Consider the following 15,688-nt stretch of genomic DNA (forward strand, 5'->3'; position numbering starts at 1 on the left):
ATCAGGCAGGAGAGTCCGGTGTCAGACGTCCGTGTGATCATCCAACGCGATTCCGAGCGGGAAGAGCGCGTGGTGACGACGGGCACTACGGCCGCCGACCTCTTCACCGGCGAGCGCACCGTCGTCGCCGCCCGCGTGGCCGGTGAGCTGAAGGACCTCGCCTACGAGGTGCGGGACGGCGAGACCGTCGAGGCCGTGCAGATCTCCTCCGAGGACGGCCTCGACATCCTGCGCCACTCCACCGCGCACGTCATGGCCCAGGCCGTGCAGGAACTGTTCCCGGAGGCCAAGCTGGGCATCGGTCCGCCCGTCCGGGACGGGTTCTACTACGACTTCGACGTGGAGAAGCCGTTCACGCCCGATGATCTCAAGGCCATCGAGAAGAAGATGCAGGAGATCCAGAAGCGCGGCCAGCGCTTCTCGCGCCGCGTCGTCACCGACGAGGCGGCCCGCGAGGAACTGGCCGACGAGCCGTACAAGCTGGAGCTGATCGGACTCAAGGGGTCGGCCTCCTCCGACGACGGCGCGGACGTCGAGGTCGGCGCCGGCGAGCTGACGATCTACGACAACCTGGACGCCAAGACCGGTGACCTGTGCTGGAAGGACCTCTGCCGAGGTCCTCATCTGCCCACCACCCGCAACATCCCGGCGTTCAAGCTGATGCGCAACGCCGCCGCGTACTGGCGCGGCAGCGAGAAGAACCCGATGCTCCAGCGCATCTACGGCACGGCCTGGCCCTCCAAGGACGAGCTGAGGGCCCACCTCGACTTCCTCGCCGAGGCCGAGAAGCGTGACCACCGCAAGCTGGGCAACGAACTCGACCTGTTCTCCGTCCCGGACGAGATCGGCTCCGGCCTCGCCGTCTTCCACCCCAAGGGCGGCATCATCCGCCGCGTCATGGAGGACTACTCGCGGCGCCGCCACGAGGAGGAGGGCTACGAGTTCGTCTACACCCCGCACGCCACGAAGGGGAAGCTCTTCGAGGTCTCGGGCCACCTGGACTGGTACGCCGACGGCATGTACCCGCCCATGCAGCTCGACGAGGGCGTGGACTACTACCTCAAGCCCATGAACTGTCCGATGCACAACCTGATCTTCGACGCGCGTGGCCGCTCCTACCGTGAACTGCCGCTGCGCCTCTTCGAGTTCGGGACCGTGTACCGGTACGAGAAGTCCGGCGTCGTGCACGGCCTGACTCGCGCCCGCGGCTTCACCCAGGACGACGCGCACATCTACTGCACTCGCGAGCAGATGGCGGACGAGCTCGACAAGACGCTCACCTTCGTCCTGAACCTGCTGCGCGACTACGGCCTCACGGACTTCTATCTGGAGCTGTCCACCAAGGACCCGGAGAAGTTCGTCGGCTCCGACGAGGCGTGGGAGGAGGCCACGGAAACGCTCCGACAGGTCGCCGAGAAGCAGGGCCTCCCGCTGGTCCCGGACCCGGGCGGCGCCGCCTTCTACGGCCCGAAGATCTCCGTCCAGGCGCGTGACGCGATCGGTCGTACGTGGCAGATGTCGACGGTCCAGCTCGACTTCAACCTGCCCGAGCGCTTCGACCTCGAATACACGGGCCCCGACGGCTCCAAGCAGCGCCCGGTCATGATCCACCGCGCCCTGTTCGGCTCGATCGAGCGGTTCTTCGCGGTGCTCCTGGAGCACTACGCGGGCGCTTTCCCGGCCTGGCTGGCGCCCGTCCAGGCGGTCGGTATCCCGATCGGCGACGCGCATGTGCCGTATCTGGCGGAGTTCGCCAGGAAGGCCAAGGCCGCGGGCCTGCGCGTCGACGTCGACTCCTCCTCCGACCGGATGCAGAAGAAGATCCGCAACGCCCAGAAGGCCAAGGTCCCGTTCATGGTCATCGCGGGCGACGAGGACATGGCGGCCGGCGCCGTATCCTTCCGCTACCGCGACGGCTCCCAGGAGAACGGCATCCCGGTCGACGAGGCCATCGCGAAGATCGTGAAGGTCGTGGAGGACCGCGTCCAGATCTGAGGCGTACGGCGGACATGAGGACGTGAGTGCGCGGGGCGCGTGCTCGAAAGGCCCCCGGGTTCAGTTCCCCGGGGGCCTGCGCTCGTCCTCCCGCGCGAACACCTGGAGCAGCCACGACGAGAACGACCCCGTCACCGCCCCGAGCAGCGCGATACCGCACGCCATCAGACCCACGGCGATCAGCCGTCCCAGCGGGGTCACGGGTGTGACATCCCCGTAGCCGACCGTCGCGAGCGTGGCGCAGGTCCACCACACGGCGTCCCCGAAGGACCGGATCGTCGCCTCCGGGGCCGCGTGTTCCTGCTGGTAGACGGCGAGGGCGCCGGTGAATCCGAGGAGGGCCGCCGACAGCCCCGCGTAGACGGCCACGCGCGCGTGCAGCGCGAGCCGGGGGCGGTCGTGGCGGCGCCGCTGTACGGCGTCGTGGATCTGCACGATGCGCAGGGGACGCAGCAGCGGCAGGAGGAGGACGAGCGTGTCGAGCCGGTGGGCGCGTGCGAATCCCCGGCCCAGTCCGCTGAGCCGCCAGCGCACCGCGTAGTCGAGGACGAAGACCGCCCAGCTCAGCAGCGTCACCACGAGACAGAGGTCCCGCCAGCTCCGGGGAAGACCGTGGGCCAGCACCCGTACCGCGTACGAGGCGAGGAAGAGGACCGAGGCCCCGGCGAGGACGCCTCCGGTACTCCGCTCCCAGTCGTGCGCGCGGCTGTCGTGGTCCATCGGCTCAGCTTGGCCCCGCCCGTCCCGCCCCAGCACCCGGCGACACGCCGCGAACGGGCGAAGCAATATGCTGCACAGCATGACGAGTGAGCCGGAGCAGCAGATCGGAGTGGGAACGCGGGACGCGTTCCAGCGCCTGTGGACGCCCCATCGGATGGCGTACATCCAGGGCGAGAACAAGCCGACCGGCCCCGGCGCCGGCGACGGCTGCCCGTTCTGCTCGATCCCGGCCAAGTCGGATGAGGACGGCCTGCTCATCAGGCGCGCGGAGCACGTGTACGCGGTGCTCAACCTCTACCCGTACAACGGCGGCCACCTCATGGTCGTGCCCTACCGTCATGTCGCCGACTACACCGACCTCACCCGTCCGGAGACGGCCGAGCTGGCCGAGCTGACCAAGCAGTCCATGACCGCCCTGCGCACCGCCTCCGGCGCCCACGGCTTCAACATCGGTATGAATCAGGGCACGGTCGCCGGCGCCGGCATCGCCGCCCACCTCCACCAGCACGTCGTGCCCCGCTGGGGCGGAGACACCAACTTCATGCCGGTGGTCGGCCACACGAAGGTTCTGCCGCAGCTTCTCGCCGACACGAGGGAGATGCTGGCGGAGGCGTGGCCGACGGGGTGATGGTTCGTCTGCGGGTGGGCGAAGGACTTGTCGTGCGGTCAGCCCGCCCCTGAAGGGCGAAGAGCACGGGGCGCGGCCCCCGCTTTCAGGGGCGCGGGGAACTGCGCGAGCAACCACGAAGCAACCGCATCCAAGAACGGCCGACCACCGCCACACACCCCCCGCCCCAGGCCGGCGCGGCGCTCACGCGTCGTAGAGGTCGGCCTTCCGCGGCATCGGGTCCTGCACCGCCCCGCTGAGGAACCCGGCCCGTGAGCCGAACTTCTCGGTGTCGACGCCGTTGTCCTCCAGCACCTTGATGGCGGCGCTGTGGACGACACGCAGCACGGGTGTGGCGGCGCGCAGCGCGTCGTCCGCCATGAAGCGGTGCCGCCACGGCTGGTCCGCCCAGGCGTGCCGCAGGCCGAAGGGCTCCGGCAGGCCCATGGACCCGCCGAGCCAGTTGAGCAGGGGGGATACCAGGTCAGCGGGGCGCGCGCGGAGAGCCGTACGACCTCGTCGGCGTCGACGAGCGGCAGCTTCACCTTGCGGGTCTCCCAGAACCTCAGCGACTTCTGGACTTCCTTCTCCTTGGCCGCCGGCCCGGTCGTGAACAGTCCGTGCACCGGGCCCAGGGCGTGCCCGGTCACCTCGATGCGGAGCGTCTGGTGCAGGACGGTGACCGTGACCAGCATGGTGATGATCAACTGGCCGTCCCAGAGCGTCCACTGGACGCCCAGGTAGTGCCGGTTGCCGCTGCCGAAGTGCTGCTTGTTGCAGATCTCCTGTATGGCGTGGTTCTTGTACTGGTACGCGTCCACGTCGGTGCTCTCGGGCCGGGCCACGGCGTCGGCGCCCTCGCCGATGGGGCTGACGATCCAGTGCTTGATGGAAGGGGCCGTGAAACCACCGGTGTTGAGGGGGGTGCGCTCCAGCATGCGCAGCTGGTCGTGGATGGCGCGTATGACGTCCCAGCTGCGGAAGGGGTGGATCTCCTTCGTGGGGTCGGCCGACACCAGGTCCTCGGCGAGCTGCCAGCTGCCCCAGCGCGTGCCCATGCCGAGGATGCCCTTGGGGCCGGCGTAGAAGACGAGGTTGGAGCGCTGCTCGGCGCTGAGCCGGGCGAGCTCCTTGCGCAGCTGCTCGGCCTTGGTCTCGCCGGGGCTGCCCGGCACGGCCTCGGGGATCTTGGCGCCGATGCCCCCGCCGGACAGCATCCCGGACCAGCGCTCACGCAGGTCGTGGGCGGTACGCTCGCAGATCTGCTTGGCCCAGAACCAGCCGACCACGGGCAGCAGGACGCACGCGCGCGCATACCAGGCCCAGAAGCCGTCGAACGGCATCCTGAGCAGGAAGATCACGGCGAGGGCGCCCACGGCGACCAACAGGGTGGTGCCGAGGGCGCCGGCCCGCTTGTCGTCACGCTTGGCGACCGTCGTGCGGATCTGGAAGACCAACAGCCAGACGAGCAGCCCCGGAAGGAAGAGCAGGCCGCACAGGACCATCACCGCCGAGAGCCAGTTGTCGCGCTCCCGGCGGATGTTGTTCGCCGCCATGCAGTGCTCGACGACGACCTGCGGCTCCATGCCGAAGGACTGGATGAGCGGCTTGCGGCCCGCGCCGACCATCCGGTCCCGCACCGCGAGGGAGAACGCCTCCCCGAGGTTCGGCCGGAAGATGGTCGCCCACTTGCGGCCCGGCTTGACCGTGGACTTGTGCCAGTCGTTGTTGGCCTTGAGGATCTCCGCGATCTCGTTGTCCCGGTAGGCCGCGGACGCCAGGGCGTGCGTCGCCGCGGTCTGGCCCGCGGCGCCCGTCAGCGGCACCTGTGCCCCGGGAGTGAAATCGAATCCGTCCGCCACCGTCGCCGCCCCCATCGCCGCACACTCACTCCTGCGGCTCTTCCCGACTTCCGTGCTCCGCACACCTGTTGATCAGGTCATAGCCCGATCCGGGCCTGATCGAGCCCCAGTTGTCGATCAGGTGATCAGGGTATCCGCCGCCACGGACATCGCGCGGTGCGAAGAGCGGACATTCACGGAACCCACCGGCTGTGAACCGGCGTTGAGTCCCCGCACCCGACGGCGGACGGCCGCGGCCGTCCGCCGTGAGGTCACCGGCACCTTCCGCCGACGCCGAACCGTCAGTTCTGCTTCGCCTGTTCGCTGACCTTTTCGGCCACATGCGAGGGCATCGGCTCATGGCGTGTGTACCGGCGGCCGAAACGCGCGGTGCCGTGGGACAGGGAGCGCAGATCGACGGCGTACCGGTCGATCTCGATCTCCGGCACCTCGGCCCGGACGAGGGTGCGTCCGCCGCCCGCCTGCTCGGTGCCGACGACCCGGCCGCGCCGCCCGGACAGGTCGCTCATCACGGGACCCACGTACGAGTCGCCGACCAGGACCGACACCTCGGCCACCGGCTCCAGGAGGTGGATCTTCGCGTCGGCCGCCGCCTCGCGCAGCGCCAGCGCGCCCGCCGTCTGGAACGCGGCGTCCGAGGAGTCCACCGAGTGCGCCTTGCCGTCCCGCAGGGTGACCCGTACGTCGATGAGCGGATAGCCGGCAGCGACGCCCCTGGCTGCCTGCGCCCGCACACCCTTCTCGACGGACGGGATGAACTGCCTGGGCACGGCACCGCCGACGACCTTGTCCACGAACTCGATGCCCGAGCCGCCGGGCAGCGGCTCCACCTCGATCTCGCAGATCGCGTACTGCCCGTGTCCGCCGGACTGCTTGACATGCCGGCCCCGCCCGGCCGATCTGTCGGCGAACGTCTCCCGTAGGGAGACCTTGTGCGGTACGACGTCGACCTGGACGCCGTACCGGCTGCGCAGCCGCTCCAGCGCCACGTCGGCGTGCGCCTCGCCCAGGCACCAGAGGACCACCTGGTGGGTGTCCTGGTTCTGCTCGAGCCGCATGGTCGGGTCCTCGGCGACCAACCGGGCCAGGCCCTGGGAGAGCTTGTCCTCGTCGGCCTTGCTGTGCGCCTGGATGGCGAGCGGCAGCAGCGGATCGGGCATCTCCCACGGCTCCATGAGCAGCGGGTCGTCCTTGGCCGAAAGCGTGTCCCCGGTCTCCGCGCGGTTCAGCTTCGCCACACACGCCAGGTCGCCCGCGATGCAGTGCGTGAGGGTGCGCTGCTGCTTGCCGAACGGGGTGGACAGGGCGCCGATCCGCTCGTCGACATCGTGGTCCTCGTGCCCTCGGTCGGCGAGGCCGTGCCCGGAGACGTGCACCGTCTCGTCGGGGTGCAGGGTCCCCGAGAAGACCCGGACCAGCGAGATACGGCCCACGTAGGGGTCGCTGGTGGTCTTCACGACCTCGGCGACGAGCGGACCGTGCGGGTCGCAGGACGCCTCGATCTCTCGGGGCCTGCCGTCCGGTGTGGTGACCGAGGGCGTCTCACGCTCCAGGGGAGTGGGGAAGCCGCCGGTGACCAGTTCGAGCAGCTCGACCGTGCCGAGGCCCTGCCGGGCGCCGTCGGCCGCGGGAGCTGCCGCCAGCACGGGGTGGAAGACCCCTCGGGCGACGGCCCGCTCCAGGTCGTCGACGAGGGTCTCGACGTCGATGGCCTCGCCGCCGAGATAGCGGTCCATGAGGGACTCGTCCTCGCTCTCGGCGATGATCCCCTCGATGAGCCGGTCGCGCGCCGCCTCGATCTCGGGCAGCAGCTCGGGGCCGGGCTCGGACTCCTTGCGCTCCCCGGAGGAATAGTCGAACAGCTTCTGCGACAGCAGCCCCGTCAGACCGGTCACGGGCGCGTGCCCGTCCGGACCCTGGGGGCCGTGCAGCGGCAGGTAGAGCGGCAGTACGGCGTCGGGGTCGTCCCCGCCGAACGTCTCCGCGCAGATTCTCGTCATTTCCTCGAAGTCCGCCCGCGCGGCCTCCAGATGCGTGATCACGATCGCCCGCGGCATGCCGACCGCCGCGCACTCCTCCCACACCATGCGGGTCGAGCCGTCGACGCCGTCGGAGGCCGAGACGACGAAAAGGGCCGCGTCCGCCGCTCGCAGACCGGCCCTGAGTTCCCCGACGAAGTCGGCGTATCCGGGGGTGTCCAGAAGATTGATCTTGTACCCGCCCCATGCGACGGGGACGAGGGAGAGCTGCACCGAGCGTTGCTGCCGGTGTTCGATCTCGTCGTAGTCGGAGACGGTGCCGCCGTCCTCCACACGGCCCGCCCGGTTCACCGCTCCCGCCGTCAGCGCGAGAGCCTCCACCAGAGTCGTCTTGCCCGAGCCGGAGTGGCCGACCAGCACCACATTCCGTACGGACGCGGGGTGGTCGGCCGCCGTAGCCCTGCCGGCGGCTCCGGGATGTGCGTTCGCCTTGTCGCCCATGATCCTGCCTCCCGTGCACGGTGAGGTCACTGTGGGCGCGGACATGCGGATCCGCGTGCGGTGTGGCGGCTCCGATGACGCCCGCGGTGTCTTCGAGCTTTGCACTCACGTCACCGTGCGTCCATACGACCAACGCGATCCCTCCTCATGGCCGGCGGACCACGGTGGGCTGGTGCCCGACCGTCGCACCCGCGCGCGCGTGGCTACGATGGGCCAGCCGGTGGCCAGCAGGGGCCGCACGGCGACACCGACCCTCGGGAAGGCCATGCTGAACAAGTACGCGCGTGCATTCTTCACGCGTGTCCTCACACCGTTCGCCGCGTTTCTGATCCGCAGGGGCGTCAGCCCCGACACGGTCACGCTCCTCGGTACCGCCGGAGTGATCGCGGGCGCGTTGGTCTTCTATCCCCGGGGCGAGTTCTTCTGGGGCACGATCGTCATCACGCTCTTCGTGTTCTCCGACCTCGTCGACGGGAACATGGCCCGCCAGATGGGCCGCTCCAGCCGCTGGGGCGCCTTCCTCGACTCCACGCTCGACCGCGTCGCCGACGGCGCGATCTTCGGCGGCTTCGCCCTGTGGTACGCGGGCGGCGGCGACGACAACGTCCTGTGCGCCGTCTCGATCTTCTGTCTGGCGAGTGGTCAGGTGGTCTCGTACACCAAGGCCCGAGGCGAGTCGATCGGCCTGCCCGTAGCGGTCAACGGCCTGGTGGAGCGCGCCGAGCGCCTGGTGATCTCGCTGGTCGCGGCCGGTCTCGCGGGCCTGCACGCGTTCGGCGTGCCCGGCATCGACGTCCTGTTGCCCGTAGCCCTGTGGATCGTCGCCGTCGGCAGCCTCGTCACGCTGATCCAGCGCGTCGTCACCGTCCGGCGCGAGTCCGCCGAGGCGGAGGAGGACGCCTCCGCCCAGGCCGCGCAAGCCCCCCAGGGGACGACCGACGGCGCCCAGAACAGCGAGGCCACCTCGTGAGCGCTCTGCGGGAGCGGCTGACCGACGGGCTGTACGGTCTCGGCTGGAGCACCGTCAAGAAGCTCCCGGAGCCCGTCGCCGTACGCCTCGGCCGGACGATCGCCGACGCCGCCTGGAAGCGGCGCGGCACCCTCGTACGCCGACTGGAGGCCAACTACGCGCGCGTGGTGCCGGACGCGGGCCCCGAGTGCCTCGCCGAGCTGTCCCGCGCGGGCATGCGTTCGTACCTGCGCTACTGGATGGAGTCCTTCCGGCTGCCCGCCTGGAGCGAGGAGCGCATCAGGAGCGGCGTCGCCGTCAAGGACCTCCACCACCTCACCGACGGCCTCGCCTCCGGCCGGGGCGTCGTCCTGGCGCTGCCGCACCTCGCCAACTGGGATCTCGCCGGCGCCTGGCTCACCACCGAGCTGAAGATCCCGTTCACGACGGTCGCCGAACGCCTCAAGCCCGAGACGCTCTACGACCGCTTCGTCGCCTACCGCGAGGGTCTCGGCATGGAGGTCCTGCCGCACAGCGGCGGCTCCGCCTTCGGCACGCTCGCCCGGCGGCTGCGCGGGGGCGGCCTGGTCTGTCTGGTCGCCGACCGCGACCTGTCCGCGTCCGGGGCAGAGGTCGACTTCTTCGGCGAACCGGCTCGTATGCCCGCCGGACCGGCCCTCCTTGCGCAGCACACCGGCGCGCTGCTGCTGCCGGCGACGCTCTGGTACGACGACTCGTCCGTCATGCGGGGACGCGTGCATCCCCCGATCGAGGTACCCGAGACAGGTACCCGGGCCGAGAAGACGTCTGTCATGACACAGGCGCTGGCAGACGCCTTCGCCACCGGCATCGCCGACCACCCGGAGGACTGGCACATGCTCCAGCGCTTGTGGCTCGCGGACCTGGACCCCGCGAAGAGTCCCGAGGACCTCCATCGTCCCCGGAGTCCGGAGCAGGACTCCGGGAAGCGGCGCCGACAGGATTCCGAGAAGGGACGCCCGTGAGGATCGGGATCGTCTGCCCGTATTCCTGGGACGTGCCCGGGGGAGTCCAGTTCCATATCCGCGACCTCGCCGACCACCTCGTCCGCCTCGGCCACGAGGTGTCGGTGCTCGCCCCCGCCGACGACGACACCCCCCTGCCGCCGTACGTCGTCTCCGCCGGCCGTGCGGTCCCCGTGCCCTACAACGGCTCGGTGGCCCGCCTGAACTTCGGCTTCCTGTCGGCGGCCCGGGTACGGCGCTGGCTCCACGACGGCACGTTCGACGTCATCCACATCCACGAGCCGACCTCCCCGTCGCTCGGCCTGCTGGCCTGCTGGGCCGCCCAGGGGCCGATCGTCGCCACCTTCCACACCTCCAACCCGCGCTCCCGGGCGATGATCGCCGCGTATCCGATCCTCCAGCCCGCGCTGGAGAAGATCAGCGCCCGCATCGCGGTGAGCGAGTACGCGCGCCGTACCCTCGTCGAACACCTGGGCGGCGACGCGGTCGTCATCCCGAACGGCGTCGACGTCGAGTTCTTCGCCCGCGCCAAGCCCAACCCCGACTGGCAGGGCGACACTCTCGGCTTCATCGGCCGCATCGACGAACCCCGCAAGGGCCTGCCCGTCCTGATGAAGGCCCTGCCCAGGATCCTCGCCGAGCGCCCCCGCACCCGTCTGCTGGTCGCCGGGCGCGGGGACGAGGAGGAGGCCGTCGAGACCCTGCCCGGGGAGCTGCGCTCCCGCGTGGAGTTCCTCGGCATGGTCAGCGACGAGGACAAGGCCCGCTTCCTGCGCAGCGTCGACGTCTACGTCGCCCCCAACACCGGCGGCGAGAGCTTCGGCATCATCCTCGTCGAGGCCATGTCCGCCGGCGCCCCCGTCCTCGCCTCCGACCTCGACGCCTTCGCCCAGGTCCTCGACCAGGGCGCCGCGGGGGAGCTCTTCGCCAACGAGGACGCGGACGCGCTCGCGGAGGCCGCCGTCCGTCTGCTCGGCGACCCGGCCCGCCGCGCCGAACTCCGTGAACGCGGCAGCGCGCATGTCCGCCGCTTCGACTGGTCGACCGTCGGCGCCGACATCCTCGGCGTCTACGAGACGGTCACGGAAGGCGCGGCTTCGGTGGCGGCGGACGAACGGGCCGGACTACGGGCGCGGTTGGGGCTGGCTCGGGACTGACGGAGCGGCGGTCGGGGGCGCCGGTCGGCGGTGACGGGCCGACAGCTCGGGACGGCTGGGGGATCGCCCGGGTGATCGGGACTGACAGGCCGTTGGCTCCGGGCTGACGGGGCGGTGGCTCGGGTGGCTCCGGGCAGACGGGTCCGTCGGCTTCGAGCCGGCGGCTCGGTCACTGTGGGCCAGGCGGACCGGCCGCTGGGGGGTCGGTTCATGGGCCGACGGGTGTTCTCGCGTCGGCGGTCGTCCTGTTCGGCGCAGGGAAGCCGGTGGTGGCCGCCGACGTGTGCGCTGTGTCCGTCGCGGCTCGTGGGGAGGGCGGGTGCGGGGGTTCCCGATGACGCGGCCCCTCTTCCCCTCTTCCACGCGCGACTCCCGCCGCCGGGAGCCGGCTTCGGGTGCGTCGGGAGGCCGTGGCGAGCAGGGGTAGCCTTGCGGCCCGTGACTTCGACACTCATCTGGATCGCGGTCGTCCTCTTCGCGATCGGCGTGTACCTGAGCTGGACCGCCGGACGCCTCGACCGACTGCACGCGCGCATCGACGCCGCCCGTGCCGCGCTCGACGCGCAGCTGCTGCGCCGCGCCTCGGTCGCCCAGGAACTGGCCACGTCCGGGGTGCTGGACCCGGCCGCCTCGATCGTCCTCTACGAGGCGGCGCACGCGGCCCGCCAGGCGGAGGAGGAGCAGCGCGAGGTCGCCGAGAGCGAGCTGAGCCAGGCGCTGCGGGCCGTGTTCGCGGACCCGCGGCAGGTGGAGGTGGTGCGGGAGGCGCCGGGGGGCGAGGAGGCGGCGAACGAGCTGGGCCAGGCCGTGCGGCGGGTTCCCATGGCCCGCCGATTCCACAACGACGCCGTACGTGCCACCCGTGCTCTCCGGCGCCACCGCAAGGTCCGCTGGTTCCGCCTCGCCGGCCATGCGCCCTTCCCCCTGGCCTTCGAGATGGACGACGAGTCGCCGGCCACGCTGGCGGACCGGGCTGGTGGGTGACGGGGTTCCCAGCGCTCCGGGGATCGGGGGTATGGGCGGGATCGTGGGCGCATGCGGGTGCGGGTGTGACAGGGATCGGGAACGAAAACGATCCACCGGGTCTCCATTGGCCCTTGCAGTGGCCTGTGCCCTCACGTTTCCTCGGTGATTGCAGAAACCCTCTTCCCGAGTGAGGTCTAACCCGTGTCCAGCACGCTCTCCCCCTCCACCACCCAGACCCCCGAGACCGGCACCGCCCGCGTGAAGCGCGGCATGGCCGAGCAGCTCAAGGGCGGTGTGATCATGGACGTCGTCACCCCGGAGCAGGCGAAGATCGCCGAGGACGCGGGCGCGGTCGCGGTCATGGCCCTGGAGCGAGTCCCCGCCGACATCCGCAAGGACGGTGGCGTGGCCCGGATGTCCGACCCGGACATGATCGAGGGCATCATCGAGGCCGTCTCCATCCCCGTCATGGCCAAGTCCCGCATCGGCCACTTCGTCGAGGCCCAGGTCCTGCAGTCCCTCGGCGTCGACTACATCGACGAGTCCGAGGTCCTCACCCCGGCCGACGAGGTCAACCACTCCGACAAGTGGGCCTTCACCACCCCCTTCGTCTGTGGCGCCACCAACCTCGGTGAGGCCCTGCGCCGCACAGCCGAGGGAGCCGCCATGATCCGCTCCAAGGGCGAGGCCGGCACCGGCAACGTCGTCGAGGCGGTCCGCCACCTGCGCCAGATCAAGAACGAGATCGCCAAGCTCCGCGGCTTCGACAACAACGAGCTGTATGCCGCGGCCAAGGAGCTGCGTGCCCCGTACGAGCTGGTCAGGGAGGTCGCCGAGCTGGGCAAGCTCCCGGTGGTGCTGTTCTCCGCCGGCGGCGTGGCCACCCCGGCCGACGCGGCGCTGATGCGCCAGCTCGGCGCCGAGGGCGTCTTCGTCGGCTCCGGCATCTTCAAGTCCGGCGACCCGGCCAAGCGCGCCGCCGCCATCGTGAAGGCCACCACCTTCTACGACGACCCGAAGATCATCGCCGACGCGTCCCGCAACCTCGGCGAGGCCATGGTCGGCATCAACTGCGACACCCTCCCCGAGGCCGAGCGCTACGCCAACCGCGGCTGGTAAGGATCACAGGTAGCCACCCCATGAGCACTCCTGTCATAGGCGTCCTGGCACTCCAGGGCGATGTACGGGAGCACCTCGTCGCCCTGGCCGCGGCCGACGCCGTGGCCAGGGCGGTGCGGCGCCCCGAGGAACTCGCCGAGGTGGACGGCCTCGTCATCCCCGGCGGGGAGTCCACCACCATCTCCAAACTGGCCGTCCTCTTCGGCGTGATGGACCCACTGCGCGCGCGTGTCCGTGACGGCATGCCCGTGTACGGCACCTGCGCCGGCATGATCATGCTCGCCGACAAGATCCTCGACCCGCGCTCGGGCCAGGAGACCATCGGCGGCATCGACATGATCGTGCGCCGCAACGCCTTCGGGCGCCAGAACGAATCCTTCGAGGCGGCGGTCGACGTGAAGGGCGTCGAGGGCGATCCTGTGGAGGGCGTCTTCATCCGAGCGCCCTGGGTCGAGTCCGTGGGCGCCGAGACCGAGGTGCTCGCCGAGCACGGCGGCCACATCGTCGCCGTACGCCAGGGCAACGCCCTCGCCACGTCGTTCCACCCGGAGCTGACGGGCGACCACCGGCTGCACGCGCTGTTCGTCGACATGGTGCACGCCTGCCGGACCGCGGAGTCCTAGTAGGATCTGCGGGGGTCCCCAGTCGTTCATGCCGGGGGAGTTCGTACAGGATGGGTTACGCGAAGGAGACAGGCAGATGTCCGGCCACTCTAAATGGGCCACGACGAAGCACAAGAAGGCCGTGATCGATGCCAAGCGCGGCAAGCTCTTCGCGAAGCTGATCAAGAACATCGAGGTCGCCGCGCGTATGGGCGGGGTGGACCTCGAAGGCAATCCGACGCTGTACGACGCCGTCCAGAAGGCGAAGAAGCAGTCGGTCCCGAACAAGAACATCGACTCCGCGATCAAGCGCGGCGGTGGTCTTGAGGCCGGCGGCGCCGACTACGAGACGATCATGTACGAGGGCTACGGCCCGAACGGTGTCGCGGTGCTCATCGAGTGCCTCACCGACAACCGCAACCGCGCCGCCTCCGACGTCCGGGTCGCCATGACCCGCAACGGCGGCTCCATGGCCGACCCGGGCTCCGTCTCGTACCTCTTCAACCGCAAGGGCGTGGTGATCGTCCCCAAGGGCGAGCTGTCCGAGGACGACGTCCTGGAGGTCGTCCTCGACGCCGGTGCCGAGGAGGTCAACGACCTGGGCGAGTCCTTCGAGGTGCTCAGCGAGGCCACCGACCTGGTCGCGGTCCGCACCTCCCTCCAGGAGGCGGACATCGACTACGACTCCGCCGAGGCCAACTTCGTCCCGACCATGCAGGTCGAGCTGGACGAAGAGGGCGCCAAGAAGATCTTCAAGCTGATCGACGCCCTTGAGGACAGCGACGACGTGCAGAACGTCTTCGCCAACTTCGACGTGAGCGACGACGTCATGGCCAAGGTCGACGCGTAGCGCCGCGGCCGGACGGACGGGCCTCACGGCCGATGGGCTTCAACGGGCCGACGGGACAGACCCGTCGGCCCGTCGCGTTGTCGGCCGTTGTCAGCGGCACCCGATAGCCTGCACAAACAGGTGATCGATGGGAGGGGTGCGCGTGCGCGTACTGGGGGTGGACCCGGGGCTGACCCGTTGCGGTGTCGGGGTCGTCGAAGGCGTCGCCGGCCGACCGCTCACCCTGCTCGGTGTCGGCGTCGTCCGTACGCCCGCGGACGCGGAGTTGGGGAACCGCCTCGTCGCCATCGAGCAGGGCATCGAGCGGTGGCTCGACGAGCACCGCCCCGAATGCGTCGCCGTGGAACGGGTGTTCAGCCAGCACAACGTGCGGACGGTCATGGGCACGGCCCAAGCCAGCGCCGTCGCCATGCTCTGCGCCGCCCGCCGTGGCCTCCCCGTCGCCCTGCACACCCCCAGCGAGGTCAAGGCCGCCGTCACCGGCAGCGGTCGCGCCGACAAGGCACAGGTCGGCGCCATGGTCACCCGCCTGCTCCGGCTCGACGCACCCCCGAAGCCCGCGGACGCCGCCGACGCCCTCGCCCTCGCCATCTGCCACGTCTGGCGGGCCCCCGCACAGAACCGCCTCCAGCAGGCCGTGGCACAGCACGCATCGAAAGGCCGTACGACATGATCGCCTTCGTCACCGGCCCGGTCGCCGCCCTCGCACCCGACTCCGCTGTGGTGGAGGTGGGCGGGATCGGCATCGCGGTCCAGTGCACGCCGAACACGCTCTCCGGGCTCCGCATGGGACAGCAGGCCAAGCTGGCCACCTCCCTGGTGGTCCGCGAGGACTCGCTCACGCTCTACGGCTTCGTGGACGACGACGAGCGCCAGGTGTTCGAGCTGCTGCAGACCGCGAGCGGTGTCGGTCCGCGTCTGGCCCAGGCGATGCTCGCCGTGCACACCCCGGACGCTCTGCGCCGGGCCGTGGCCACCGGTGACGAGAAGGCGCTCGTCGCCGTCCCCGGCATCGGCAAGAAGGGCGCCCAGAAGCTGCTGCTGGAGCTGAAGGACCGCCTGGGCGAGCCCGTCGGCGCTCCCGCGGTCGGCACCGCGGTCACCACCGGCTGGCGCGACCAGCTGCACGCCGCGCTGATCGGCCTCGGGTACGCCACCCGTGAGGCCGACGAGGCGGTCTCGGCCGTGGCCCCCCAGGCCGAGGCCGCCGCGGGCACGCCCCAGGTGGGCCAGTTGCTGAAAGCGGCGCTCCAGAGCCTCAACAGAGCCCGCTGAGCGGTCGGTTGAGGTCCGCGTACGAGACCCTCAATGCGCCCGAGCCCCGTACGGCCTGCACACCCCCAGGGCCCACGACCCACCCGATCCCATCCGACCGCG

At 70.5% G+C, this 15,688-nt stretch carries 13 protein-coding genes and 1 pseudogene; 11 read left to right on the forward strand and 3 right to left on the reverse strand.

What is annotated here, in order from left to right:
- Positions 1-18: 18 nt before the first annotated feature.
- Positions 19-1,995 (forward strand): threonine--tRNA ligase, encoded by a 1,977-nt coding sequence (thrS, locus tag WBG99_RS29995; RefSeq protein WP_338899288.1) that lies wholly within the window; start codon positions 19-21, stop codon positions 1,993-1,995.
- 60 nt (positions 1,996-2,055) lie between these two features.
- Here thrS and WBG99_RS30000 read toward each other — a convergent pair whose 3' ends face one another.
- Entirely contained in the window at positions 2,056-2,715 is a 660-nt protein-coding gene (locus WBG99_RS30000; protein WP_338899289.1) for an ion channel, read from the reverse strand.
- Between the two features lie 67 nt (positions 2,716-2,782).
- Between WBG99_RS30000 and WBG99_RS30005 the strand changes: the two genes are divergently transcribed.
- Positions 2,783-3,343, forward strand: coding sequence for an HIT domain-containing protein (locus WBG99_RS30005; protein ID WP_338899290.1), 561 nt, complete (start codon positions 2,783-2,785; stop codon positions 3,341-3,343).
- 183 nt (positions 3,344-3,526) lie between these two features.
- Here the strand turns inward: WBG99_RS30005 and WBG99_RS30010 are convergent.
- Positions 3,527-5,199, reverse strand: a pseudogene (locus WBG99_RS30010) (hypothetical protein).
- 266 nt (positions 5,200-5,465) lie between these two features.
- Positions 5,466-7,664: an elongation factor G-like protein EF-G2 gene (locus WBG99_RS30015; protein ID WP_338899291.1), complete on the reverse strand. Its 2,199-nt coding sequence runs from the start codon at positions 7,662-7,664 to the stop codon at positions 5,466-5,468.
- Positions 7,665-7,872: 208 nt separating this feature from the next.
- On the opposite strand from WBG99_RS30015, the gene WBG99_RS30020 reads away from it, so the two are divergent.
- From WBG99_RS30020 to ruvA, 9 genes are all read left to right on the forward strand, one after another.
- Complete coding sequence (locus tag WBG99_RS30020; protein WP_338900528.1) at positions 7,873-8,634, forward strand: CDP-alcohol phosphatidyltransferase family protein; 762 nt, start codon at positions 7,873-7,875, stop codon at positions 8,632-8,634.
- Positions 8,631-9,617, forward strand: coding sequence for a phosphatidylinositol mannoside acyltransferase (locus WBG99_RS30025; protein ID WP_338899292.1), 987 nt, complete (start codon positions 8,631-8,633; stop codon positions 9,615-9,617). Before WBG99_RS30020 ends, WBG99_RS30025 begins: the two co-directional genes overlap by 4 nt.
- Positions 9,614-10,774 (forward strand): glycosyltransferase family 4 protein, encoded by a 1,161-nt coding sequence (locus WBG99_RS30030; RefSeq protein ID WP_338899293.1) that lies wholly within the window; start codon positions 9,614-9,616, stop codon positions 10,772-10,774. Before WBG99_RS30025 ends, WBG99_RS30030 begins: the two co-directional genes overlap by 4 nt.
- A gap of 438 nt (positions 10,775-11,212) precedes the next feature.
- On the forward strand, positions 11,213-11,758 hold the full coding sequence (locus WBG99_RS30035; RefSeq protein WP_338899294.1) for a hypothetical protein: 546 nt from the start codon (positions 11,213-11,215) through the stop codon (positions 11,756-11,758).
- A gap of 183 nt (positions 11,759-11,941) precedes the next feature.
- Entirely contained in the window at positions 11,942-12,859 is a 918-nt protein-coding gene (gene pdxS, locus WBG99_RS30040) for a pyridoxal 5'-phosphate synthase lyase subunit PdxS (RefSeq protein ID WP_338899295.1), read from the forward strand.
- 20 nt (positions 12,860-12,879) lie between these two features.
- Positions 12,880-13,482: a pyridoxal 5'-phosphate synthase glutaminase subunit PdxT gene (gene pdxT / locus WBG99_RS30045; RefSeq protein ID WP_338899296.1), complete on the forward strand. Its 603-nt coding sequence runs from the start codon at positions 12,880-12,882 to the stop codon at positions 13,480-13,482.
- A gap of 76 nt (positions 13,483-13,558) precedes the next feature.
- Positions 13,559-14,311: a YebC/PmpR family DNA-binding transcriptional regulator gene (locus tag WBG99_RS30050; protein WP_338899297.1), complete on the forward strand. Its 753-nt coding sequence runs from the start codon at positions 13,559-13,561 to the stop codon at positions 14,309-14,311.
- Between the two features lie 142 nt (positions 14,312-14,453).
- Complete coding sequence (ruvC, locus tag WBG99_RS30055; protein WP_338899299.1) at positions 14,454-14,984, forward strand: crossover junction endodeoxyribonuclease RuvC; 531 nt, start codon at positions 14,454-14,456, stop codon at positions 14,982-14,984.
- The gene (gene ruvA, locus WBG99_RS30060; RefSeq protein WP_338899300.1) at positions 14,981-15,586 is read left to right on the forward strand and encodes a Holliday junction branch migration protein RuvA; all 606 of its coding nucleotides are present in this window, start codon (positions 14,981-14,983) and stop codon (positions 15,584-15,586) included. Before ruvC ends, ruvA begins: the two co-directional genes overlap by 4 nt.
- The last annotated feature ends 102 nt before the right edge of the window (positions 15,587-15,688 follow it).

Origin of the sequence: Streptomyces sp. TG1A-60, assembly GCF_037201975.1 — a bacterium.
Lineage (GTDB): Bacteria > Actinomycetota > Actinomycetes > Streptomycetales > Streptomycetaceae > Streptomyces.

Coding starts and splice junctions, on each gene's coding strand:
- WBG99_RS30000 (WP_338899289.1), bottom strand. CDS start 2,715: ATGGACCACGACAGCCGCGCGCACGACTGGGAGCGGAGTACCGGAGGC.
- WBG99_RS30050 (WP_338899297.1), top strand. CDS start 13,559: ATGTCCGGCCACTCTAAATGGGCCACGACGAAGCACAAGAAGGCCGTG.
- pdxT (WP_338899296.1), top strand. CDS start 12,880: ATGAGCACTCCTGTCATAGGCGTCCTGGCACTCCAGGGCGATGTACGG.
- ruvA (WP_338899300.1), top strand. CDS start 14,981: ATGATCGCCTTCGTCACCGGCCCGGTCGCCGCCCTCGCACCCGACTCC.
- WBG99_RS30005 (WP_338899290.1), top strand. CDS start 2,783: ATGCTGCACAGCATGACGAGTGAGCCGGAGCAGCAGATCGGAGTGGGA.
- WBG99_RS30015 (WP_338899291.1), bottom strand. CDS start 7,664: ATGGGCGACAAGGCGAACGCACATCCCGGAGCCGCCGGCAGGGCTACG.
- WBG99_RS30020 (WP_338900528.1), top strand. CDS start 7,873: ATGGGCCAGCCGGTGGCCAGCAGGGGCCGCACGGCGACACCGACCCTC.